This window comes from Bradyrhizobium sp. SZCCHNRI20481, assembly GCF_032485055.1.
Lineage (GTDB): Bacteria > Pseudomonadota > Alphaproteobacteria > Rhizobiales > Xanthobacteraceae > Bradyrhizobium.
In genome coordinates, this window is the sequence record NZ_JAUEUE010000017.1 from 135,365 (window position 1) to 155,076 (window position 19,712).

27 protein-coding genes are annotated in these 19,712 nt (G+C 64.1%); 1 reads left to right on the forward strand and 26 read right to left on the reverse strand.

What is annotated here, in order from left to right:
- Positions 1–4: 4 nt before the first annotated feature.
- From rpmD to rpsL, 24 genes are all read right to left on the reverse strand, one after another.
- Positions 5–196: a 50S ribosomal protein L30 gene (gene rpmD, locus QX132_RS26025; protein WP_006611856.1), complete on the reverse strand. Its 192-nt coding sequence runs from the start codon at positions 194–196 to the stop codon at positions 5–7.
- A gap of 45 nt (positions 197–241) precedes the next feature.
- A complete protein-coding gene (rpsE, locus tag QX132_RS26030) occupies positions 242–814 on the reverse strand; it encodes a 30S ribosomal protein S5 (protein WP_006611855.1) in 573 nt (190 codons plus the stop codon).
- A 48-nt stretch (positions 815–862) separates the two neighbouring features.
- Positions 863–1,225: a 50S ribosomal protein L18 gene (gene rplR / locus QX132_RS26035; protein WP_006611854.1), complete on the reverse strand. Its 363-nt coding sequence runs from the start codon at positions 1,223–1,225 to the stop codon at positions 863–865.
- Positions 1,226–1,236: 11 nt separating this feature from the next.
- Positions 1,237–1,770, reverse strand: coding sequence for a 50S ribosomal protein L6 (gene rplF / locus QX132_RS26040; RefSeq protein ID WP_172108074.1), 534 nt, complete (start codon positions 1,768–1,770; stop codon positions 1,237–1,239).
- A gap of 13 nt (positions 1,771–1,783) precedes the next feature.
- Positions 1,784–2,182, reverse strand: coding sequence for a 30S ribosomal protein S8 (gene rpsH, locus QX132_RS26045; protein ID WP_315714559.1), 399 nt, complete (start codon positions 2,180–2,182; stop codon positions 1,784–1,786).
- A 13-nt stretch (positions 2,183–2,195) separates the two neighbouring features.
- Entirely contained in the window at positions 2,196–2,501 is a 306-nt protein-coding gene (gene rpsN / locus QX132_RS26050; protein WP_315737603.1) for a 30S ribosomal protein S14, read from the reverse strand.
- A gap of 43 nt (positions 2,502–2,544) precedes the next feature.
- Positions 2,545–3,102, reverse strand: a complete 558-nt coding sequence (gene rplE, locus QX132_RS26055; protein ID WP_315737602.1) for a 50S ribosomal protein L5 — start codon at positions 3,100–3,102, stop codon at positions 2,545–2,547.
- Positions 3,095–3,409, reverse strand: coding sequence for a 50S ribosomal protein L24 (gene rplX, locus QX132_RS26060; RefSeq protein ID WP_315737601.1), 315 nt, complete (start codon positions 3,407–3,409; stop codon positions 3,095–3,097). Before rplX ends, rplE begins: the two co-directional genes overlap by 8 nt.
- A complete protein-coding gene (gene rplN / locus QX132_RS26065) occupies positions 3,409–3,777 on the reverse strand; it encodes a 50S ribosomal protein L14 (protein WP_006611848.1) in 369 nt (122 codons plus the stop codon). The genes rplX and rplN overlap by 1 nt, the downstream gene beginning before the upstream one ends.
- A 99-nt stretch (positions 3,778–3,876) precedes the next feature.
- Complete coding sequence (rpsQ, locus tag QX132_RS26070; protein WP_008963469.1) at positions 3,877–4,125, reverse strand: 30S ribosomal protein S17; 249 nt, start codon at positions 4,123–4,125, stop codon at positions 3,877–3,879.
- A gap of 10 nt (positions 4,126–4,135) precedes the next feature.
- Positions 4,136–4,342, reverse strand: a complete 207-nt coding sequence (gene rpmC / locus QX132_RS26075; RefSeq protein WP_006611846.1) for a 50S ribosomal protein L29 — start codon at positions 4,340–4,342, stop codon at positions 4,136–4,138.
- 5 nt (positions 4,343–4,347) lie between these two features.
- Positions 4,348–4,761, reverse strand: coding sequence for a 50S ribosomal protein L16 (rplP, locus tag QX132_RS26080; protein WP_315737600.1), 414 nt, complete (start codon positions 4,759–4,761; stop codon positions 4,348–4,350).
- 40 nt (positions 4,762–4,801) lie between these two features.
- Positions 4,802–5,512, reverse strand: coding sequence for a 30S ribosomal protein S3 (gene rpsC / locus QX132_RS26085; protein ID WP_012045041.1), 711 nt, complete (start codon positions 5,510–5,512; stop codon positions 4,802–4,804).
- A 21-nt stretch (positions 5,513–5,533) separates the two neighbouring features.
- Entirely contained in the window at positions 5,534–5,914 is a 381-nt protein-coding gene (gene rplV / locus QX132_RS26090; RefSeq protein ID WP_315714562.1) for a 50S ribosomal protein L22, read from the reverse strand.
- 10 nt (positions 5,915–5,924) lie between these two features.
- Positions 5,925–6,203: a 30S ribosomal protein S19 gene (rpsS, locus tag QX132_RS26095; protein WP_006611842.1), complete on the reverse strand. Its 279-nt coding sequence runs from the start codon at positions 6,201–6,203 to the stop codon at positions 5,925–5,927.
- 12 nt (positions 6,204–6,215) lie between these two features.
- Positions 6,216–7,049, reverse strand: coding sequence for a 50S ribosomal protein L2 (gene rplB, locus QX132_RS26100; RefSeq protein WP_006611841.1), 834 nt, complete (start codon positions 7,047–7,049; stop codon positions 6,216–6,218).
- Positions 7,050–7,061: 12 nt separating this feature from the next.
- Positions 7,062–7,361 carry a 50S ribosomal protein L23 gene (locus QX132_RS26105; RefSeq protein WP_315737599.1) on the reverse strand — a complete coding sequence of 100 codons (300 nt, stop codon included), beginning with the start codon at positions 7,359–7,361 and terminating at the stop codon, positions 7,062–7,064.
- The gene (rplD, locus tag QX132_RS26110) at positions 7,358–7,978 is read right to left on the reverse strand and encodes a 50S ribosomal protein L4 (protein ID WP_316163227.1); all 621 of its coding nucleotides are present in this window, start codon (positions 7,976–7,978) and stop codon (positions 7,358–7,360) included. The genes QX132_RS26105 and rplD overlap by 4 nt, the downstream gene beginning before the upstream one ends.
- Positions 7,979–8,698 (reverse strand): 50S ribosomal protein L3, encoded by a 720-nt coding sequence (gene rplC / locus QX132_RS26115; RefSeq protein WP_006611838.1) that lies wholly within the window; start codon positions 8,696–8,698, stop codon positions 7,979–7,981.
- A 58-nt stretch (positions 8,699–8,756) separates the two neighbouring features.
- The gene (rpsJ, locus tag QX132_RS26120; protein WP_002712302.1) at positions 8,757–9,065 is read right to left on the reverse strand and encodes a 30S ribosomal protein S10; all 309 of its coding nucleotides are present in this window, start codon (positions 9,063–9,065) and stop codon (positions 8,757–8,759) included.
- A gap of 91 nt (positions 9,066–9,156) precedes the next feature.
- A complete protein-coding gene (gene tuf / locus QX132_RS26125; protein ID WP_006611837.1) occupies positions 9,157–10,347 on the reverse strand; it encodes an elongation factor Tu in 1,191 nt (396 codons plus the stop codon).
- Positions 10,348–10,386: 39 nt separating this feature from the next.
- On the reverse strand, positions 10,387–12,459 hold the full coding sequence (fusA, locus tag QX132_RS26130) for an elongation factor G (RefSeq protein ID WP_315798658.1): 2,073 nt from the start codon (positions 12,457–12,459) through the stop codon (positions 10,387–10,389).
- A gap of 33 nt (positions 12,460–12,492) precedes the next feature.
- Positions 12,493–12,963 (reverse strand): 30S ribosomal protein S7, encoded by a 471-nt coding sequence (gene rpsG / locus QX132_RS26135; RefSeq protein ID WP_006611835.1) that lies wholly within the window; start codon positions 12,961–12,963, stop codon positions 12,493–12,495.
- Positions 12,964–12,993: 30 nt separating this feature from the next.
- The gene (rpsL, locus tag QX132_RS26140) at positions 12,994–13,365 is read right to left on the reverse strand and encodes a 30S ribosomal protein S12 (RefSeq protein ID WP_006611834.1); all 372 of its coding nucleotides are present in this window, start codon (positions 13,363–13,365) and stop codon (positions 12,994–12,996) included.
- Between the two features lie 648 nt (positions 13,366–14,013).
- Here rpsL and QX132_RS26145 point away from each other — a divergent pair.
- A complete protein-coding gene (locus QX132_RS26145; RefSeq protein WP_316163228.1) occupies positions 14,014–15,240 on the forward strand; it encodes an NAD(P)/FAD-dependent oxidoreductase in 1,227 nt (408 codons plus the stop codon).
- Here the strand turns inward: QX132_RS26145 and QX132_RS26150 are convergent.
- Both QX132_RS26150 and QX132_RS26155 read right to left on the reverse strand, forming a co-directional pair.
- On the reverse strand, positions 15,174–17,477 hold the full coding sequence (locus QX132_RS26150; protein ID WP_316163229.1) for an ABC transporter ATP-binding protein: 2,304 nt from the start codon (positions 17,475–17,477) through the stop codon (positions 15,174–15,176). The genes QX132_RS26145 and QX132_RS26150 overlap by 67 nt on opposite strands.
- Positions 17,478–17,564: 87 nt before the next feature.
- Positions 17,565–19,628: an FAD-dependent oxidoreductase gene (locus QX132_RS26155; RefSeq protein WP_315811483.1), complete on the reverse strand. Its 2,064-nt coding sequence runs from the start codon at positions 19,626–19,628 to the stop codon at positions 17,565–17,567.
- Positions 19,629–19,712: the final 84 nt, after the last annotated feature.

Genomic DNA, 19,712 nt, shown 5'->3' on the forward strand with positions numbered 1-19,712 from the left:
CTCCTTACTTCTCGTCGACGATGCGGACGAGATGATGAACCTTGGTGATCATGCCGCGGACCGCCGGCGTATCCGGCAGCTCGGTCACGCGGCCGATCTTGTTGAGCTTCAACCCGATCAGCGTCTCGCGCTGCGAGTGATGCCGGCGGATCGGGCTGCCGATCTGCTCGATCTTGATCGTCTTGGCGCTAGCCATGGTGTTCACTCCGAGTTGCGCCATCCGCAGGACGACGCGCGTTCGTTAGTCGGCTGCTGCCTCGGCATCGCCACCGACGCGGCGGGCCTGCAGAGTCGACACCTTGATGTTGCGGCGCGCGGCGACCGAGCGCGGGCTATCCTGGTGCTTCAGCGCGTTGAAAGTCGCGCGCACCATGTTGTACGGGTTGGACGAGCCGATCGACTTCGCCACCACGTCCTGGATGCCCAGCGTCTCGAACACGGCGCGCATCGGGCCGCCGGCGATGATGCCGGTACCGGCCGGAGCCGCACGCAGATAGACGCGGCCCGCACCGTGACGACCGAAGATGTCGTGGTGCAGGGTGCGGCCCTCGCGCAGCGCGACGCGGGTCAGGTTGCGCTTGGCGGAGTCGGTCGCCTTGCGGATCGCCTCCGGAACCTCACGTGCCTTGCCGTGGCCGAACCCGACCCGGCCCTTCTGATCACCGATCACGACGAGCGCCGCAAAGCCGAAGCGCTTACCGCCCTTCACGACCTTCGCGACTCGGTTGATGTGGACGAGCTTGTCGACGAACTCGCTGTCGCGCTCCTCGCGCTCCTTGCGATCGCGACCGCCTCGTTCCCGTTCACCTGCCATGGTGCTATCCAATCTTCTGAGGGGCACTGACGCCCATATCCATTGATGTTAGAAGCTCAGCCCGCTCTCGCGCGCCGCGTCGGCCAGCGCCTTGACGCGCCCGTGATAGAGATAGCCGCCGCGATCGAACACGACTTCCTTGATCCCCGCCTTCACCGCGCGCTCGGCGAGCAGCTTGCCCACCGCCTTCGCCGCGTCGATGTCGGCACCGGTGTTGCCGGCCGAGCGCATCTCCTTCTCCATCGACGACGCAGAGGCGAGCGTCTCGCCCTTCTGGTCGTCGATGACCTGAGCGTAGATGTGCTTCGACGAGCGGAACACCGACAGACGCGGACGGCCGCCGGCGGAGCGGCGCAGCGACAGCCTCACACGCTGCTTGCGCCGGGCATTCGTAACCTTGGCTCTCGACATGTCCGGCTCCGTTACTTCTTCTTGCCTTCCTTGCGGAAGATGAATTCACCCGCGTACTTCACGCCCTTGCCCTTGTAGGGCTCCGGCGGCCGGTAGGCGCGGATTTCGGCGGCCACCTGGCCGACGCGCTGCGGGTCGATGCCCGTGACCGTGATCTCGGTGGGCTTCGGCACCGCGATCGTGATGCCTTCCGGGATCTGGTAGACGACGTCGTGGCTGTAGCCGAGCGCGAGCTGCAGGTTCTTGCCCTGCATCGCGGCGCGGTAGCCGACGCCGGTGATCTCGAGCTTCTTCTCGAAGCCCTTGGTGACGCCTTCGACCAGATTCGCGATCTGGGCGCGAGCGGTGCCGTACAGCGAACGGGCGCGCTTGGTCTCGGCGCGCGGGGCAACCTTGACCTGGCCGTTCTCGAACTTCACGTCCACGTCGTCATGGACGATGAACTGAAGCTGGCCCTTCGGCCCCTTCATCTTGACGGTCTGTCCATCGACGGAGGCCGTCACACCGGACGGCACCGCCACAGGCTTCTTGCCAATACGTGACATGGCTCAATCCTTCTTAGAACACCGTGAAGAGAACTTCACCGCCGACATTCGCGTCACGCGCGCTATGGTCGGCCATGATTCCCTTCGGTGTCGACAAAACAGAAATTCCGAGCCCGTTGTTCACGCGCGGCAGGTTCTTCACCGAGGTGTAGACGCGGCGGCCGGGCTTGGAGACGCGCTCGATCTCGCGGATCACGGGCTCGCCGTCGAAATATTTCAGCTCGATCTCGATCTCGCTGCGGCCCGACGGATGCTCCAGCGTGGCATAGCCACGGATGTAGCCTTCGGACTTCAGCACCTCGAGCACGCTGGCGCGCATCTTGGAGCCGGGAGTCGAGACCTTCGACTTCGAGCGCATCTGCGCGTTGCGGATGCGGGTGATCAGATCGCTGATGGGATCGTGCGTTGACATGGTGCGACCCTCCTTACCAGCTCGACTTCACGAGGCCCGGGACCAGGCCCTTGGACCCGAGCTCGCGCAGCGCGATGCGGCTCAGCTTGTTCTTGCGATAGTTCGACCGCGGACGGCCGGTCAGCTCGCACCGGTTGCGGATGCGGGTCGCCGACGAATTGCGCGGCATCTCGGCCAGCTTCAGGGTCGCGGCAAAGCGCTCCTCCATCGGCTTGGACTTGTCGGCGATGATCGCCTTCAACCGGGCGCGCTTCGGGGCGGCGTTCTTCGTCATCCGCTTGCGCCGGTTGTTCTTCTCGATTGAACTCTTCTTTGCCATGCTTGGCTCCTGGGTATCCGCGTTTGAGAAGCTGGTCAGCGTCTCACTGCCGGAACGGGAAATTGAATGCGGTCAGAAGGGCACGGGCTTCGTCGTCGGTCGTCGCGGTGGTGCACACCGTGATGTCCATGCCCCAGCTCTCCCCGGCCTTGTCGAAGTCGATCTCGGGGAAAATGATGTGCTCCTTGATGCCGAGCGAGTAGTTGCCGCGGCCGTCGAAGCTCTTCGGGTTCAGACCGCGGAAGTCGCGGACGCGCGGCAGCGCGACGTTGATCAGGCGGTCGATGAACTCGTACATCTTGGTCTTGCGCAACGTGACCTTGCAGCCGATCGGCTGGTTCTCACGCAGCTTGAAGGTCGCGATGGCGACGCGCGAATAGGTCACGACCGCCTTCTGGCCGGCGATCAGCGACAGGTCGGCCGCCGCCGTCTCCGCCTTCTTGCGGTCGTTGACCGCCTCGCCGATGCCCATGTTGAGCACGACCTTGTCGAGCCGCGGCACCTGCATGACGTTGGCGTAGCCGAACTTCTCGGTCAGCTGGCTCTTGATCTGGCGATCATATTCCGTGCGGAGGCGCGGGGTGTAAGCAGTCTCAGCCATCGATCTCAACTCCCGAGCTCTTGGCAACGCGGACCTTCTTGCCGTCCGCCTGAATCTTGAATCCAACGCGCGTCGGCTTGCCGTCCTTACCGACATACGCGACGTTCGACAGGTTGATCGGCGCCTCCTTGGAGATGATGCCGCCCTCCTGGTTCTGCGTCTGCTTCTGGTGACGCTTCACCAGGTTGATACCGCGCACCAGCGCGGTGCCCTCGTCGGGACGCACCTCGAACACCTCGCCGGTGCGACCCTTGTCGCGTCCGGTCAGGACGATCACCTTGTCGCCCTTGCGGATCTTGGCAGCCATCACAGCACCTCCGGCGCAAGCGAAATGATCTTCATGTGGTTCTTGGCGCGCAGCTCGCGTGGCACCGGCCCGAAGATGCGGGTGCCGACCGGCTCCGACTGGTTGTTGATCAGAACGGCCGCGTTGCGGTCGAAGCGGATCACCGAGCCGTCGGCGCGGCGGATGTCCTTGCGGACGCGCACCACGACGGCCTTCATGACGTCGCCCTTCTTCACCTTGCCACGCGGAATGGCTTCCTTGATCGACACCACGATGATGTCGCCGACGGTGGCATAGCGGCGCTTCGAGCCGCCCAGCACCTTGATACACATGACACGGCGTGCGCCGGAATTATCGGCCACGTCGAGGTTGGTCTGCATCTGAATCATTGATGCACCTCGTCCTCTTCATCTGCTGCGCAGGAAAGCTGCGCCTTGTTTGATCCCGAAAGCGAAATGGGCCCTCTTCGACGAGGGCCGCTTCGCGCCTCAGGCGGTTTTCTTGTGCTCGCCCCGGACCACGGTCCAGCGCTTCAGCTTCGAGATCGGCTTGCTCTCCTCGATCCACACCATGTCGCCCGGCTTGAACTCGTTGTTCTCGTCGTGGGCGTGGTAGTTCTTCGAGCGGCGGATGGTCTTCTTGTAGATCGGGTGGGTGAAGCGCCGGTCGACGCGCACGACCACCGTCTTGGCCTGCTTGTCGCTGACGACAACGCCCTGGAGGGTCCGTTTCGGCATGTCGAGCCTCTTACTTCGTCTTGGCGCGCTGCTGCGCGGCGATGGTCTTGATACGGGCGATGTCGCGACGCGCCTCGCGCAGCCGAGCGGTGTTCTCGAGCTGGCCGGTGGCACGCTGGAAGCGCAGGTTGAAACGCTCCTTCTTCAGGTTGACGATCGCATCGTCCATCTGATCGGGGCTCATCGCGCGAATGTCGGCAATCTTCATCTCGGCCATGACCATTACTCCGCAATGCGTTCGACGAAGCGCGTCTTGATCGGCAGCTTGGCGGCCGCCAGCAGCAGCGCCTCGCGCGCGATCTGGGTGCTCACGCCGTCGATCTCGAACATCACCCGGCCCGGCTTGACGCGGGCCACCCACAATTCCGGCGAGCCCTTGCCGGAGCCCATGCGGACCTCGGCCGGCTTCTTCGACACCGGAAGATCCGGGAACACCCGGATCCAGACGCGGCCGGCGCGCTTCATGTGACGGGTCAAGGCACGACGGGCGGCCTCGATCTGGCGCGCGGTGACGCGGTCCGGCTCCATCGCCTTCAGCCCGAACTGGCCGAAGGCCAGCGTCGCGCCCGAGGACGCAACGCCGTGGATACGGCCCTTATGCGCCTTTCGGAACTTGGTCTTCTTTGGTTGCATCATGGCTTTGAGCCCTCAAACCTGTCTTGTCGCGGCTGATCGATCAGGCCGCGTCGCGGCGCGACCGCGGCTGCGAGCTCTCGCCGCCGCCTTCGTTCATCCGCTTGTCCTGTGCCATCGGATCGTGCTCGAGGATCTCGCCCTTGAAGATCCAGACCTTCACGCCGCAGGTGCCGAAAGTGGTGAACGCGGTGGCCACACCGTAGTCGATGTCGGCGCGCAGCGTGTGCAGCGGCACCCGGCCCTCACGGTACCACTCCATGCGGGCGATTTCCGCGCCGCCCAGACGACCCGAGCAGTTGATGCGGATGCCCTCGGCGCCGAGACGCATCGCCGACTGAACGGCGCGCTTCATGGCGCGGCGGAACGCCACGCGGCGCTCGAGCTGCTGCGCGATCGACTCGGCGACCAGGGTCGCATCGAGCTCGGGCTTGCGGATCTCGACGATGTTGATGACAACGTCCGACGAGGTGATGTCGGCGACGCGCTTGCGCAGCTTGTCGATGTCGGCGCCCTTCTTGCCGATCACGACGCCCGGACGTGCCGAGTGGATCGTGACGCGGCACTTCTTGTGCGGACGCTCGATCACGATGCGGGCGACGGCCGCCTGCTTGAGCTCCTTGTGCAGGATCTCGCGGATCTTGACGTCTTCATGCAGCAGCTTGCCGTACTCGGCCTTGCCAGCGAACCAGCGCGAATCCCAGGTCCGGTTGATGCCGAGACGCAGACCGATCGGATTGATCTTTTGACCCATCGTATTCTCCCAGCGCCTGCTTTAAGCGCTCGCCTCGACCTGACGGACAATGATCGTCAGCTGCGAAAACGGTTTGAAAACTCGGCCCGAACGGCCACGGCCGCGCGGCGAGAAACGCTTCATCACGATTCCCTTGCCGACGAAAGCCTGCGAAACGACGAGATCGTCGACCTCGAGCTCGTGATTGTTCTCGGCATTGGCGATCGCCGATTCCAGGCACTTCTTGACGTCGACCGCAATCCGCTTGCGCGAGAACTGCAGGTCGGCGAGGGCTGCCGACGCCTTGCGGCCGCGGATCATCTGCGCCACCAGGTTCAGCTTCTGCGGGCTCACCCGAAGCATCCGGGCCACAGCCTTGGCCTCGTTTTCGGGGAGGCTCCGTTCGCGCTTTGGTTTGCTCATCGCTTAATCCTCAAGCCTTCTTGGCTTTCTTATCGCCCGAATGGCCGTGGAAGGTGCGGGTCGGCGAGAACTCGCCAAACTTGTGGCCGACCATCTCTTCGTTGATCGCCACCGGCACGTGCTTCTGGCCGTTGTAGACGCCGAACGTCAGGCCGACAAACTGCGGCAGGATGGTCGAGCGGCGGCTCCAGATCTTGATGACGTCGTGACGGCCGGACGCGCGCGCCGCATCTGCCTTCTTGAGCAGCGACGCCTCGACGAACGGGCCTTTCCAGACTGAACGAACCATGTCCGTCGTTCCTTACTTCTTCCGCTTGTGGCGGCTCAAGAGAATGAATTTGTCGGTCGACTTGTTGGTGCGGGTCTTCTTGCCCTTGGTAGGCTTGCCCCACGGAGTGACCGGGTGACGACCGCCCGAGGTACGGCCTTCGCCGCCGCCGTGCGGATGGTCGATCGGGTTCATCGCGACACCGCGGTTGTGCGGGCGACGACCCATCCAACGCTTGCGGCCGGCCTTGCCGATCGAGGTGTTCATGTGGTCCGGGTTCGACACCGCACCGATGGTGCCGCGGCAACGGCCGTGCACCAGGCGTTGCTCGCCCGAGTTCAGGCGGACGATCACGTAGTCCTGGTCGCGGCCGACGATCTGGGCATACGTGCCGGCCGAACGCGCGAGCTGGCCGCCCTTCCCGATCTTGACCTCGATGTTGTGCACGATCGTGCCGACCGGCATGTTGCCGAGCGGCATGACGTTGCCCGGCTTCACGTCGACATAGTTGCCGGCGACGATGGTGTCGCCGACCGCCAAGCGCTGCGGCGCCAGGATGTAGGCGAGCTCGCCGTCCTGATACTTGACCAGGGCGATGAAGGCGGTGCGGTTCGGATCATACTCCAGCCGCTCGACGGTGGCCGGAACGTCGACCTTGTCGCGCTTGAAGTCGACCGTACGATACGACTGCTTGTGGCCGCCACCGAGGAAGCGAACCGTGATGCGGCCGGTGTTGTTGCGACCGCCGCTCGACTGCTTGCCTTCGGTCAGCGCCTTGACCGGCTTGCCCTTGTAGAGGGCCGAACGATCGACCATCACCAGCTGGCGCTGGCCCGGCGTCGTGGGATTGAATGTCTTCAGTGCCATGGCAGCTCAGCCTTACAGTCCGGTGGTCACGTCGATACGGTGGCCCTCTTCGAGGGTCACGATCGCGCGCTTGCTGTCCGATTGCGAACCGAAATTGCCGCGGAACACCTTGGTCTTGCCCTTGCGGACGAGCGTGTTGACGCTCCTGACCTTGACGTCGAACAGCTTCTCGATCGCCTCTTTGATCTGAGGCTTGGTCGCCTTGGCGGCCACCTTGAACAGAACCTTGTTGTGCTCGGAGGCGAACGTCGCCTTCTCGGTCACGACCGGCGCGATGATGATGTCGTAGTGGCGCGGATCAATGGTCTTCATTTGAAGCGCGCCTCCAGCGCATCGATCGCCGCCTTGGTCAGCACGAGCTTCTGACGGCGCAGGATGTCGTAGACGTTGATGCCCTGGATCGGCAGTACGTCCAGGTTCGGGATGTTGCGGGCCGCGGCGGCGAAGCCGTTGTGCAGCTCGGCGCCGTCGATGATCAGCGCGTTGGTCAGGCCGAGACCGGAGAAGTGACCGATCAGCGCCTTGGTCTTCGCCGCCTCGAGCGTGGCGTTCTCCAGCACGACAAGATCACCGTCCTTGGCCTTGGCCGACAGCGCATGCTTCAGCGCCAGCGCACGGACCTTCTTCGGCAGGTCGGTTGCATGCGAGCGCACGACCGGACCGAAGGCGCGGCCGCCGCCACGGAACTGCGGCACGCGGGCCGAGCCGTGACGAGCACCGCCGGTGCCCTTCTGCTTGTACATCTTCTTGCCGGTGCGCCAGATCTCGGCGCGGCCCTTGGCCTTGTGGGTGCCGGCCTGGCGCTTGTTCAGCTGCCACTGAACGCAGCGCTGAATGATGTCGACGCGCGGCTCCAGACCGAAGATGGCGTCGGAGAGCTGGACGGAGCCGGCTTCCCTGCCCTCGAGGGTGGTGACTTTCAGTTCCATTTATGCGCCCTCCTGCACGGCCGGCGCTTCGGCAGCCTGCTCACCCGCGACCTTGAACTTGCCGGGCTTCGGCGCTTCCTTCGGCAGCGGCTTCTTCACGGCGTCGCGCACCGAGATCCAGCCCCCCTTGGAGCCGGGCACCGCGCCTTCCACCAGGATCAGGCCACGCTCGACATCCGTCTGCACCACACGCAGGTTCAGCGTGGTGATGCGATCGACACCCATGTGACCGGGCATCTTCTTGTTCTTCCAGGTCTTGCCGGGGTCCTGACGGCCACCGGTCGAACCGATCGAACGGTGCGAGATCGACACACCGTGCGTGGCGCGCAGACCGCCGAAGTTCCAGCGCTTCATGCCGCCGGCGAAGCCCTTACCGACCGAGGTGCCGGTGACGTCGACGAACTGGCCGACGACGAAGTGATCGGCCTGGATCTCGGCGCCGACCGGAATCAGCGAGTCTTCGCTGACACGGAATTCGGCGAGCTTGCGCTTCGGCTCGACCTTGGCGACCGCGAACTGACCGCGCTCGGCCTTCGGCATGTAGACCGTCTTGCGGCTGCCGCTGCCGAGCTGCAGAGCGACGTAGCCGTTCTTCTCGGTGGTGCGGTGACCGACCACCTGGCAATTGCCGAGCTTCAGCACGGTCACGGGGATATGTTCGCCGGTCTCCGTGAAGACCCGCGTCATCCCGACCTTTTGTGCGATCACTCCGGAGCGCATCGGCGTGCTTCCTGTTCTTCTCTATGTCCGCGTGAGGTGCGAACGTGAATCCAAAAACTTAGAGCTTGATCTCGACGTCGACACCGGCGGCCAGATCGAGCTTCATCAAAGCATCGACGGTCTGCGGGGTCGGATCGACGATGTCGAGCAGGCGCTTGTGGGTGCGCATCTCGAACTGCTCGCGGCTCTTCTTGTCGACGTGCGGCGAACGGTTCACGGTGAACTTCTCGATGCGGGTCGGCAGCGGAATGGGTCCGCGAACCTGCGCGCCGGTCCGTTTCGCCGTGTTGACGATCTCGCGCGTCGACGTATCGAGGATACGATGGTCAAACGCCTTGAGACGGATGCGGATATTTTGGCCGTTCATTGCCGTATCTTTCTGTGAGTAGTGAGTGGCGAGTAGCGAACGGCGAATGGATAATCTCCATTCGCCACCCGCCATTCCCTATTCGCTGTTGTTACTCGATGATCGAGGCGACGACGCCGGCGCCGACGGTGCGGCCGCCCTCGCGGATGGCGAAGCGCAGCTTCTCCTCCATCGCGATCGGCACGATCAGGTGCACTTCCATCGCGATGTTGTCGCCCGGCATCACCATCTCGGTGCCTTCCGGCAGATGGACGACGCCGGTCACGTCGGTCGTGCGGAAGTAGAACTGCGGACGATAGTTGGTGAAGAACGGCGTGTGACGGCCGCCCTCTTCCTTGGTGAGGATGTAGGCCTCAGCCTTGAACTTGGTGTGCGGCTTGACCGAGCCCGGCTTGCACAGCACCTGGCCGCGCTCGACGTCCTCGCGCTTGGTGCCGCGGAGCAGCGCGCCGATGTTGTCGCCGGCCTGGCCCTGATCGAGCAGCTTGCGGAACATTTCGACGCCGGTGACGGTGGTCTTCTGGGTCGGGCGGATGCCGACGATCTCGATTTCCTCACCGACCTTGATGATGCCGCGCTCGACACGGCCGGTCACCACGGTGCCGCGGCCCGAGATCGAGAACACGTCTTCGACCGGCATCAGGAAGGGCTGGTCGATCGGACGCTCCGGCTGCGGAATGTACTCGTCGACATTGCGCATCAGCTCGAGGATGGCGTCGTGGCCGAGCTTCTTGTCCGAATCTTCGAGAGCGGCGAGCGCCGAGCCCTTGATGATCGGGATCTTGTCGCCCGGGAATTCGTACTTCGACAGCAGCTCGCGGACCTCGAGCTCGACGAGCTCCAGCAGCTCCGGATCGTCGACCATGTCGCACTTGTTGAGGAACACGACCAGCGCCGGCACGCCCACCTGGCGAGCGAGCAGGATGTGCTCACGGGTCTGCGGCATCGGGCCGTCAGCGGCCGACACGACCAGGATCGCGCCGTCCATCTGCGCGGCGCCGGTGATCATGTTCTTCACGTAGTCGGCGTGGCCGGGGCAATCGACGTGCGCGTAGTGGCGGTTCTTGGTCTCGTACTCGACGTGCGCGGTCGAGATGGTGATGCCGCGCGCCTTCTCTTCCGGGGCCTTGTCGATCTGGTCGTAGGCAGTGAACGTCGCACCGCCCGTCTCGGCCAGGATCTTGGTGATTGCAGCCGTCAGCGAGGTCTTGCCGTGGTCGACGTGACCGATGGTGCCGATGTTGCAGTGGGGCTTGTTACGTTCAAACTTAGCTTTGGCCATTTGACTCTCCGTTCAGTCGCTCACTTGAGCTCGCGACAATCAGGCAAACTTCTTCTGGACTTCGGCCGACACGTTGGCCGGCGCTTCAGCGTAGTGCGAGAACTGCATCGTGAAGGTCGCGCGGCCCTGGCTCATGGAGCGCAGGTTGTTCACGTAACCGAACATGTTCATGAGCGGCACCATCGCGTTGATGACGTTGGCGTTGCCGCGCATGTCCTGGCCCTGGATCTGGCCACGACGCGAGTTCAGGTCGCCGATGACCGAGCCGGTGTAGTCTTCCGGGGTCACCACCTCGACCTTCATGATCGGCTCGAGCAGAACCGACTTGCCCTTCTGCAGCGCCTCGCGGAAAGCCGCACGAGAGGCGATTTCGAAGGCCAGCGCCGACGAGTCGACGTCGTGATACTTGCCGTCGACCAGCGCCACCTTGACGTCGACCACCGGGAAGCCGGCAACCACGCCCGCGCCGAGCACGCTCTCGATGCCCTTCTCGACGCCCGGGATGTACTCCTTCGGAACCGCACCGCCGACGATCTTGGACTCGAACACATAGCCGCCGCCCGGCTCGTTCGGCTCGACCACGAGGCTCACGGCCGCAAACTGGCCGGTACCGCCGGTCTGCTTCTTGTGAGTGTAGTCCACGTTGGCCGGCTTGGTGATGCGCTCACGGAACGCCACCTGCGGCGCGCCGATGTTCGCATCGACCTTGTAGGTGCGCTTGAGGATGTCGACCTTGATGTCGAGATGGAGCTCGCCCATCCCCTTGAGGATAGTCTGGCCCGACTCGTGGTCGGTCGACACGCGGAAGGACGGATCCTCCGCGGCCAGCTTCGCCAGCGCAACGCCCAGCTTCTCCTGGTCGGCCTTCGACTTCGGCTCGATCGCGATCTCGATGACCGGCTCCGGGAACTCCATCTTTTCCAGGATCACCTGGTTGGACGGATCGCACAGCGTGTCACCGGTGCGGGCTTCCTTGAGGCCTGCAAGAGCGACGATGTCGCCGGCATAGGCCTCCTTGATGTCCTCGCGGTTGTTCGCATGCATCAGCAGCATGCGGCCGATGCGCTCCTTCTTCTCGCGGGTCGAGTTCACGACACCGGTGCCCGAGGTCAGGACGCCCGAATAGATGCGGCAGAAAGTGATGGTGCCGACGAACGGGTCGTCCATGATCTTGAACGCCAGCAGCGCCAGCGGCTCCTTGTCGTCCGCCTTGCGCACGACCTCGTTGCCCTTGTCGTCGGTGCCCTTGATCGCGGGCACGTCGAGCGGCGACGGCAGATAGTCGACGACGGCGTCGAGCAAGGGCTGCACGCCCTTGTTCTTGAAGGCCGAGCCGCACAGCACCGGATAGAAGGCGCCGGTCAGCACCGCCTTGCGGATCAGGCGCTTCAGGGTCGCCTCATCCGGCTCGTTGCCGTCCAGGAACGCAGCCAGGGCGTCGTCGTCGAGCTCGACGGCAGCTTCCACCAACTGCTCGCGATATTCCTTGGCCTGATCGGCGAGATCAGCCGGAATCTCGGCGTAGTCGAACTTCGCGCCGAGCGCCTCGTCGTTCCAGACGATCGCCTTCATCGTCACGAGATCGATGCAGCCCTTGAAGTTGTTCTCCGCGCCGATCGGCAGCTGAATAGCCACCGGCTTCGCGCCCAGGCGATCGACGATGTCGGACAGGCACTTGAAGAAGTCGGCGCCGGTCTTGTCCATCTTGTTCGCGAAGACGATGCGCGGCACCTTGTACTTGTCGCCCTGACGCCAGACGGTCTCGGTCTGCGGCTCGACGCCCTGGTTGGAGTCGAGCACGCAGACGGCGCCGTCGAGCACGCGCAAGCTACGCTCGACCTCGATGGTGAAGTCGACGTGACCGGGGGTGTCGATGATGTTCAGGCGCTTGCCGTTCCAGAACGCGGTGGTCGCGGCGGAGGTGATCGTGATTCCACGCTCCTGCTCCTGCTCCATCCAGTCCATCGTCGCGGCACCTTCGTGCACTTCGCCGATCTTGTGGCTCTTGCCCGTGTAATAGAGGATGCGCTCGGTCGTGGTCGTCTTACCGGCGTCGATATGCGCCATGATGCCGAAGTTGCGATAGTCTTCGATGGCGTGTTGGCGGGGCATGGGTGTGTTCCCTGATTTCCGTCGGTTTCGCCGTTACCAGCGATAGTGCGAGAAGGCGCGGTTGGCTTCAGCCATCCGGTGCACGTCTTCACGCTTCTTCACGGCGTTGCCCCGGTTATTGGAGGCATCGAGCAGCTCCGCCGAAAGCCGCTCGGTCATCGTCTTCTCGTTGCGGTCGCGCGCGGCCGAGATCAGCCAGCGGATGCCCAGCGCCTGCCGGCGGGTCGAACGAACTTCGACCGGCACCTGGTAGGTCGCGCCGCCGACGCGGCGGGAACGGACCTCGATGGTCGGCATGACGTTTTCGAGGGCCTGCTCGAACACCGTCAGCGGGCTCTGCTTGGTCTTGGCCTCGATGATGCCGAACGCGCCGTAGACGATACCTTCGGCGACCGACTTCTTGCCGGCGTACATCACCGAGTTCATGAACTTGGTGACAATGATGTTCCCGAACTTCGGATCCGGAAGCACTTCACGCTTTTCGGCTGAATGGCGACGCGACATGTGATCTTGTTCCCGCTTCTCTCGAACGTCTTACTTCGGACGCTTCGCGCCATACTTCGAACGGCGCTGCTTACGGTTCTTGACGCCCTGGGTATCCAGCACGCCGCGGAGGATGTGGTAGCGCACGCCCGGCAAGTCCTTGACGCGGCCGCCGCGGATCATGACCACCGAGTGCTCCTGCAGGTTATGGCCTTCACCCGGGATGTAGCCGATCACCTCGAAGCCGTTGGTCAGGCGCACCTTGGCGACCTTACGAAGCGCCGAGTTCGGCTTCTTCGGGGTCGTGGTGTAGACGCGCGTGCAAACGCCACGCTTCTGCGGCGACTGCTGCAGCGCCGGCACCTTCTTGCGCGACTTCTGCACTTCGCGCGGATTTGCGATCAGCTGGTTGATCGTCGGCATCTTGGCCTTCACCCTTCTCAACGTTCGCACGGAGACCGCGACCGGCTTCCGCAAATTCTGTTCGAGGTTCCCCGCCTCACCGGGCCGTTCGCGCGATCAAAACCCACGCAAAACGAAATCGCGCCAACCGTTCATCGCTGAACGGAAAGCGCTTGACGCCACAGAGGACCGCGATCACCACCAGTCAGCTTGCGCTGGCGGGCGGCCTACCGAGGTCATGCATCCGAAATTGGTCTCAGGAGAACGAGCTCGAGAGATCTAATATCGTTTTGGCATTGCCTAGCTATGATCGACAGCGTTTGAGCGGCATTCGTCGAGGGTGGTGCCCGTCCCACCCTGTTCTGGGTGGTCTGGGTGATCCGTACCGACGCTGGCGAAGCTCACCGCCTGTCGTTGAGTGCCGGCCTTTTATAAGCGGTAAATATCCAAGTCAAGCAAAACGACGCCGCAGGACGCTCAAAGAAGCGCTTCTGGCCGCTGCAGTTTCCGCTCCGACGGTGCCCCCCGCGTCCTAAGGTATCTGTAGACCGCAGAGCCCTGCCCGCGCCTGCGCAGTCACCTCTCCAACCCCGGAAATATCCAGAGACATTGAAGATAAGGCTTTTTTCGGCTTTGGCCGACAAGGATGGCGCCACGACGAGGCGCCCGGTGACAGAATATACCGATATTGCGATCATTGGCGGCGGCCTGGCCGGCGCGATCACGGCCGCCATGCTCGGGCGTGCGGGCATCCCGGCGATTCTGGTCGATCCCCACGCGATCTACCCGGCCGACTTTCGAATCGAGAAGATCTCCGGTGCCGGGCAGATCGACCGGTTCCGTCGCACCGGGATCGCCGACAAGGCGTTAACCCAAGCCACCCTGGCCTCGGAGAACTGGATCGCCCGATTCGGCTACGTGCTCGAACGGGCGCCAGTCCAGCAATATGGCATCCCGTACGATACGCTGGTGACGGCCGTGCGTGACGAGATCCGTGGCCCTGTGACGCGAATCGTCGCCAAGGCCGTGGCGATCACGCCAGGCGAGGATCGCCAGTCGGTCGTGCTGTCCAACGGGCAGACGATCTCGGCCCGCCTCGTCGTGCTCGCCAACGGGCTGAACGTTGGGCTGCGGCACATGCTGGGAATCACCCGCAAGATCGCCAGCCCCGCGCATTCCGTCTCGATCGGCTTCGACCTGACGCCGGTCGGCCGCGCCGCCTTCCCGTTCCCGGCCATGACCTACTTCCAGGAGCGGGCCAGTGCGCGGGTGCCCTACATCACCCTGTTCCCGATCGGCGAGCGCATGCGGGCGAACCTGTTCGCCTATCGCGAGGTGGATGATCCCTGGCTGCGGGCGATCCGGCGCGCCCCGGTCGAAACGCTGACGACCGCCCTGCCCGGCCTGCGGCGGATCACTGGCGAGTACGCCGCGAGCGGCGAGGTGAAGGTCCGGCCGGCCGATCTGATCACCAACAGCGGATATCGCATGCCCGGCGTGGTGCTCGTCGGCGACGCCTTCTGCACCACCTGCCCCGTCACCGGCACCGGCTCCGACAAGGTGTTCACCGATGTCGAGCGCCTCTGCAACGTCCACATTCCGCGCTGGCTGGCGACTGACGGCATGGGCGAGGCCAAGATCGCGGCCTTCTATGCGGACCCGGTCAAGATGGCCTGCGATGCGTGGTCGCTCGAGAAGGCCTGGAATTTCAGATCCGTCTCGATCGGGACCAGACCCTATTGGCAGGCGCAGCGCTGGGCACGCTTTGCAGTCTCGCTCGGCCGCGGCACGCGGCAGCGGCTGACGAAGACCATTGCGCCGCTCAACGCTTATTCCTCGTCGTCGTCGTCGTCATCATCCTCATCGTCGTCTTCATCGCTGTCGTCGTCGGCCTGATCGGCCCGACTCGGCTGGTGGCCCTGGTCGTCCCACAGCTTGCGATAGACACCGTTCTTGGCCAAGAGCTCGGCGTGGCTGCCGCGCTCGATCGCCCGGCCGCCGGAGATGACGATGATCTCGTCCATCTCGACCACCGAGGTCAGGCGGTGGGTCGACCAGATCATGGTGCGGCCCTTGGCGACCTTGAGCAGGGTGCGGTTGATTGCGGCTTCCGTGGTCTGGTCGAGCGCCGAGGTCGCCTCGTCGAGCAGCAGCACGGAGGGATTGCGGATGATGGCGCGGGCGATTGCGATGCGCTGGCGCTGGCCGCCGGACAGCGTGTCGCCGCGCTCGCCGACGAGCGTGTCGTATTTCTGCGGCAGGCTCATGATGTAGCGGTGGATCTCGGCCTTCTTGGCCGCCTCCTCCACCTCGGCGTCGGTGGCGCCCTCCTTGCCGAGCCGGATGTTCTCCCGCAGCGACATGTTGAACAGCATGTTCTCCTGGAACACCACGGCCATGCTGCCGCGCAGCGAATCGCGCGTGACCCTGCGGATGTCGACGCCGTCGATGGTGACGCGGCCTTCGTTGGGCACGTAGAGTCGCAGGATCAGGTTGAGCAGCGTGCTCTTGCCCGAGCCCGAAGGACCGACGATCGCGATCCGCTTGCCGACGTCGAGCTTGAGGCTGAGATTGTCGAGCACCGGCGTCTGGCTGCCCTCGTACTGGAAGGTCACGCGCTCGAAGGTGATGTCGTGGCTGATGCGGGGCAGATCCGGCGCGCCCGGCCGGTCGGCGCCGCGGGTCGGCTCGTCCAGCAGCTCCTGCATGTGCCGGATTGCGGCCGCCGAGGAAATCGACACCGGCACGAAGTGCATGACATGGGCGATGTTGTAGGACACCTCCCAGAACGCGCTCTCGAAGGTGACGAAGGTGCCGATGGTGATCTGGCCCTTGGTCGCGAGATAGGCGCCTAGGGCGAGCACGACGAGATGCAGCAGCAGCACGGAGATCGTGACCGTGCGCTCGACCATGGTCGACAGGAACATCGCATCGGCCATCTTGCGCCGCGCCGCGTCGTTGCGGAAGCTGAACCAGCCGAATACCTTGCGGTGCAGGCTGAAGGCCTTGATGACGGCTTGCGCCGCGATGTTCTCCTGGATCACGCCGAGCAGCGACGCCTCGTTCAGCTTCTGCTCGTAATTGGCCTGAACCGCCTTCGGCGTCAGGATGCGCGGGCCGATCAGGGTGATCGGAAACACCAGCAGCGCGATCGCAGCGAGCTGCCAGTTGAGGAACAGCATCAGAATGATGCCCGCAATCAGCTCGAGGAACGGCAGCACAGCGCTGTTGGCGAAACTCTTCACGACGTTCTCGAACGCCGACATGTCGACCGAGAAGCGCGACAATATCTCGCCGCGCTTGGTGCGCTGGAAATAGGCGGCCGGCAGGTTCTGCACGTGGTCGAACAGACGGGTGCGGACATCCGAGATGACGCAGGCCGCCAGACGCGCGTCCCAGCGCTCGTAGAGCACGGCAACGATCGAGGTGAAGATGCCCGCAACGGCCAGCACGCCGAGGATGCGATAGAGCGCCTCGAAATCCTCCTCGCCGAGCGCATCGTCGATCAGGAACTTGAGGCTGAGCGGCATGATGACGTTGAACAGCGTCTCGATCAGGACGCCGATCGACACGAAGGCCAGCATCTTCTTGTATTTGGCCAGCAGCGGCCTGACGAAGCCGTAGATCGTCGCAAGCGCGCCGGCGGCCTCGCGGGCCGTATAGACGACGAGATCCTCGTCGTCGTCGTCATCGTCGTCGAGATCGTCGCCCTCGTCCTCGCCGTCCTCATCGGAGGGCGGCGGCGCAGGCTTGCTTGCCTGTGGTGGCTTGGTGGCCTGCGGCGGCTTGGATGCCTGCGGCGGTTTGGCCGCCTCCGGCACTTTGGCGGCCTGCGACGGCTCGGAGGGCTGCGGCGCTTCAGATGTGTGCTGCGCTTCGGCTGCCAGCGGCGCGTTGGCGGCGAGCGGTGTTTCCGGCGCTTGGGGTGCCTGCGGCGCTTGGGGCGCGGCGGTTCCAGAAAGCCGCTTCGCGATCTCGGCTGCGGCGCCCGCGGCAGCCGCAATTCGCTCGCCGGCAATCCGATCGTCCGCGGCCTGACCGGCCGGCGCCGAGGTCGAATTGGATTTCGAACCTCGTTTCGAGCCTGATTTGGAAGCCGGTCTCGACTCTGACTCTGGTTTCTTGGGCGCCATGCAACCAACCGAAGCAGCGCGGCCGACGAGAGCGCCAGCCTTGCGCGTCAGGCCTTTAACATCTGCACAGCGCCGCGGCCAGCGTCCTCAATCCTCGTCCTCGACCTTGTCGAAGAAGGAATAGCGCAGGCTGTCCGCGTCGGCGTACCATTGGCCCGGGCCTTTGTTGGCCGCGAGCGTCGCGGCCCACACCTCGTCGGTGCAATCGCGGCGGTGCATGGCAAGATCAAAGCCGTTGCCGAAGAACAGCTCCGACCACTCCCACCAGGTGCCGAGCTTCTTGACCCCACGGAGCAGGTCGTAGCGGTCGACCAGCGCCGGGGCCATGTCCGAGGTGATCGAGCCGAACACGAGGCCGGTCTTGACGACACGGTTGAGCTCGCGGACCGCGCGCGCAACCTGCTTGTCACCGAGGTGGCAGAGGCTGGTCTCGAACACGAAATCGAACTCACCGGTCTTGAACGGCATGTCGGTGATCGAGCCGAGCTTGTTGTACTTCTTCAGCGCCTTCGGCGTCTTGCCGTGGATGTAGCGGTTGTTCTCGATGCCCCAGGCATCGATGCCACGCTCGCGGAGCGCACCCACCAGCTCGCCGCTCGCGGAGCCGGCGACCAGGAGCTTGTAGCCCTTGCCCTTGCCGGCCCGGTTCCAGACGATCTTGATCAGGCTGGTCAGATAGTCCGGATCGGTGAACTGCGACCACGCTTCGCTGTACGGCCCCTGCCCGCGATAATTGTCGAAGTAGTCGCGGTCGATCTTGTCCGACAGCGGCATCTCGGCCTGCGAGCGGGCGCGGCGCAGCCGCATCATCTCGGTCAGGATGATGTCGGTGGCCGCATCCGAGGAATCGAGCAGCCCGTTCAAGGTCGAGTCGAACAGGTAGTCTCCGACCACGACGATACCGGGGTGCTCCTTCGGCTCAGGCCGGTGATTGGTCATGACGTCGCGCACCGGCAGACCGCCGGGCAGCGCGTTGACCGACGACAGCCAGCGATGGATCTTGCCTTCCATGAAGTGCGCGCGCGCATCGCCTAGCGCCGCCGGGAGCGACTTCAGCGCGGCATCGATCAGCTCCTGGTCCGACAGGTTGGCGAAGGCGAGCGCATCCGAGCCCGCGATCAGCCAGTTCAGCACGCCGTGCTTGCCGACGTCGTGGCGCGAGCCCTCGTTGTAGATGCAGCAGCCGCCGAACGCCTCCGACATGAACCAGGAGCCCGGAATCTTCTCGCCCCAGAACGGCTCGTCGAACAGGATCGAGACGCGCAGATAATGCGCGGGACGATCGAAATAGGCGATGTGCTTGACCATGGACTGGCGCAGCTTCTCGCCGTCCCAGCCGACCGTCGACAGCCAGGAATGCGGCAGACACACCAGCACGAGATCGAACTCGCGCGTCTCCGGCCCCTTGCCGTTCATCATGTTGAGCCGGTAGCGGCCCTGCTCGGTCTTGCCGATGCGGAGCACGCGATGATTGAGTTTGATGTCGGCATCGACCTCTGAGCGAAGGCACTCGATCAGCTGCTCATTGCCGTTCTGGATCGAGTACAGGCCGATATAGTCGTCGATATCCATCACGAAGTTCTTGAGCGCATTGAGGCCGTTGGTGTTGTGGGCCTCGGTCGCGAGGTCGGAGCGCGACATCACCTTGAAGAAGCGCTTGGCCGTGGGATCCTCGACCTCCTCGTCGAGCAGCTCTTCGCAGGTCTTGTAGGCCCAGGGGTGCTCGTTATCGTGGGCGCCGACGCCTTCGTAATATTCGACCGGCGACATTACCTCCGTACAACGCTTGCGGAACGCCTCGACGGCAGCGGCCGTCTTCGGGCCGTACTTGCGGCGCAGCCCGGGCACGTCGTCGAGCAGCTCGCCGTCGAGCTGGACCTGCAGCGCATCCATCGGAATCGTCTGCAGACCGAAATGCTGGATCAGCTCGCGCAGCGGATCAGGGCCGGTCATCGAGTAGTCGTAGATTTCTGCGACACCAGCCTCATACATCGCCGGTGCGGTATCGAACTTGCGCGTCACGATCTTGCCGCCGAGCCGGTCGGATGCCTCGAAGATCGTCACCTTGCAGAGATCGCCGAGTTTGCGCCTCAGGTACCAGGCGCTCATCAGGCCACCCGGACCGCCACCAACAATCGCAAGGTCAAGCATCGAAGTTCCGCCATCTCCGGCTGTCAGCGACGTTGCCGGTCGTCCATATCAGGGGTCCTGCCACCCTCGGGGCTCGATCGGCCA

Coding starts and splice junctions, on each gene's coding strand:
- rpmC (WP_006611846.1), bottom strand. CDS start 4,342: ATGGCCGAGATGAAGATTGCCGACATTCGCGCGATGAGCCCCGATCAG.
- rpsJ (WP_002712302.1), bottom strand. CDS start 9,065: ATGAACGGCCAAAATATCCGCATCCGTCTCAAGGCGTTTGACCATCGT.
- rpsE (WP_006611855.1), bottom strand. CDS start 814: ATGGCAGGTGAACGGGAACGAGGCGGTCGCGATCGCAAGGAGCGCGAG.
- rpsS (WP_006611842.1), bottom strand. CDS start 6,203: ATGGTTCGTTCAGTCTGGAAAGGCCCGTTCGTCGAGGCGTCGCTGCTC.
- rpsG (WP_006611835.1), bottom strand. CDS start 12,963: ATGTCGCGTCGCCATTCAGCCGAAAAGCGTGAAGTGCTTCCGGATCCG.
- fusA (WP_315798658.1), bottom strand. CDS start 12,459: ATGCCCCGCCAACACGCCATCGAAGACTATCGCAACTTCGGCATCATG.
- rpmD (WP_006611856.1), bottom strand. CDS start 196: ATGGCTAGCGCCAAGACGATCAAGATCGAGCAGATCGGCAGCCCGATC.
- rplR (WP_006611854.1), bottom strand. CDS start 1,225: ATGTCGAGAGCCAAGGTTACGAATGCCCGGCGCAAGCAGCGTGTGAGG.
- rpsQ (WP_008963469.1), bottom strand. CDS start 4,125: ATGCCGAAACGGACCCTCCAGGGCGTTGTCGTCAGCGACAAGCAGGCC.
- rplE (WP_315737602.1), bottom strand. CDS start 3,102: ATGGCTGAGACTGCTTACACCCCGCGCCTCCGCACGGAATATGATCGC.
- rplN (WP_006611848.1), bottom strand. CDS start 3,777: ATGATTCAGATGCAGACCAACCTCGACGTGGCCGATAATTCCGGCGCA.
- rplC (WP_006611838.1), bottom strand. CDS start 8,698: ATGCGCTCCGGAGTGATCGCACAAAAGGTCGGGATGACGCGGGTCTTC.
- rpsL (WP_006611834.1), bottom strand. CDS start 13,365: ATGCCGACGATCAACCAGCTGATCGCAAATCCGCGCGAAGTGCAGAAG.
- rplP (WP_315737600.1), bottom strand. CDS start 4,761: ATGATGCAACCAAAGAAGACCAAGTTCCGAAAGGCGCATAAGGGCCGT.
- rpsH (WP_315714559.1), bottom strand. CDS start 2,182: ATGTCAACGCACGATCCCATCAGCGATCTGATCACCCGCATCCGCAAC.
- rplD (WP_316163227.1), bottom strand. CDS start 7,978: ATGGAACTGAAAGTCACCACCCTCGAGGGCAGGGAAGCCGGCTCCGTC.
- rplF (WP_172108074.1), bottom strand. CDS start 1,770: ATGTCACGTATTGGCAAGAAGCCTGTGGCGGTGCCGTCCGGTGTGACG.
- rpsN (WP_315737603.1), bottom strand. CDS start 2,501: ATGGCAAAGAAGAGTTCAATCGAGAAGAACAACCGGCGCAAGCGGATG.
- tuf (WP_006611837.1), bottom strand. CDS start 10,347: ATGGCCAAAGCTAAGTTTGAACGTAACAAGCCCCACTGCAACATCGGC.
- QX132_RS26150 (WP_316163229.1), bottom strand. CDS start 17,477: ATGGCGCCCAAGAAACCAGAGTCAGAGTCGAGACCGGCTTCCAAATCA.
- rplV (WP_315714562.1), bottom strand. CDS start 5,914: ATGAGCAAACCAAAGCGCGAACGGAGCCTCCCCGAAAACGAGGCCAAG.
- QX132_RS26105 (WP_315737599.1), bottom strand. CDS start 7,361: ATGAAGACCATTGATCCGCGCCACTACGACATCATCATCGCGCCGGTC.
- rpsC (WP_012045041.1), bottom strand. CDS start 5,512: ATGGGTCAAAAGATCAATCCGATCGGTCTGCGTCTCGGCATCAACCGG.
- rplX (WP_315737601.1), bottom strand. CDS start 3,409: ATGGCTGCCAAGATCCGCAAGGGCGACAAGGTGATCGTCCTGACCGGA.
- rplB (WP_006611841.1), bottom strand. CDS start 7,049: ATGGCACTGAAGACATTCAATCCCACGACGCCGGGCCAGCGCCAGCTG.
- QX132_RS26155 (WP_315811483.1), bottom strand. CDS start 19,628: ATGCTTGACCTTGCGATTGTTGGTGGCGGTCCGGGTGGCCTGATGAGC.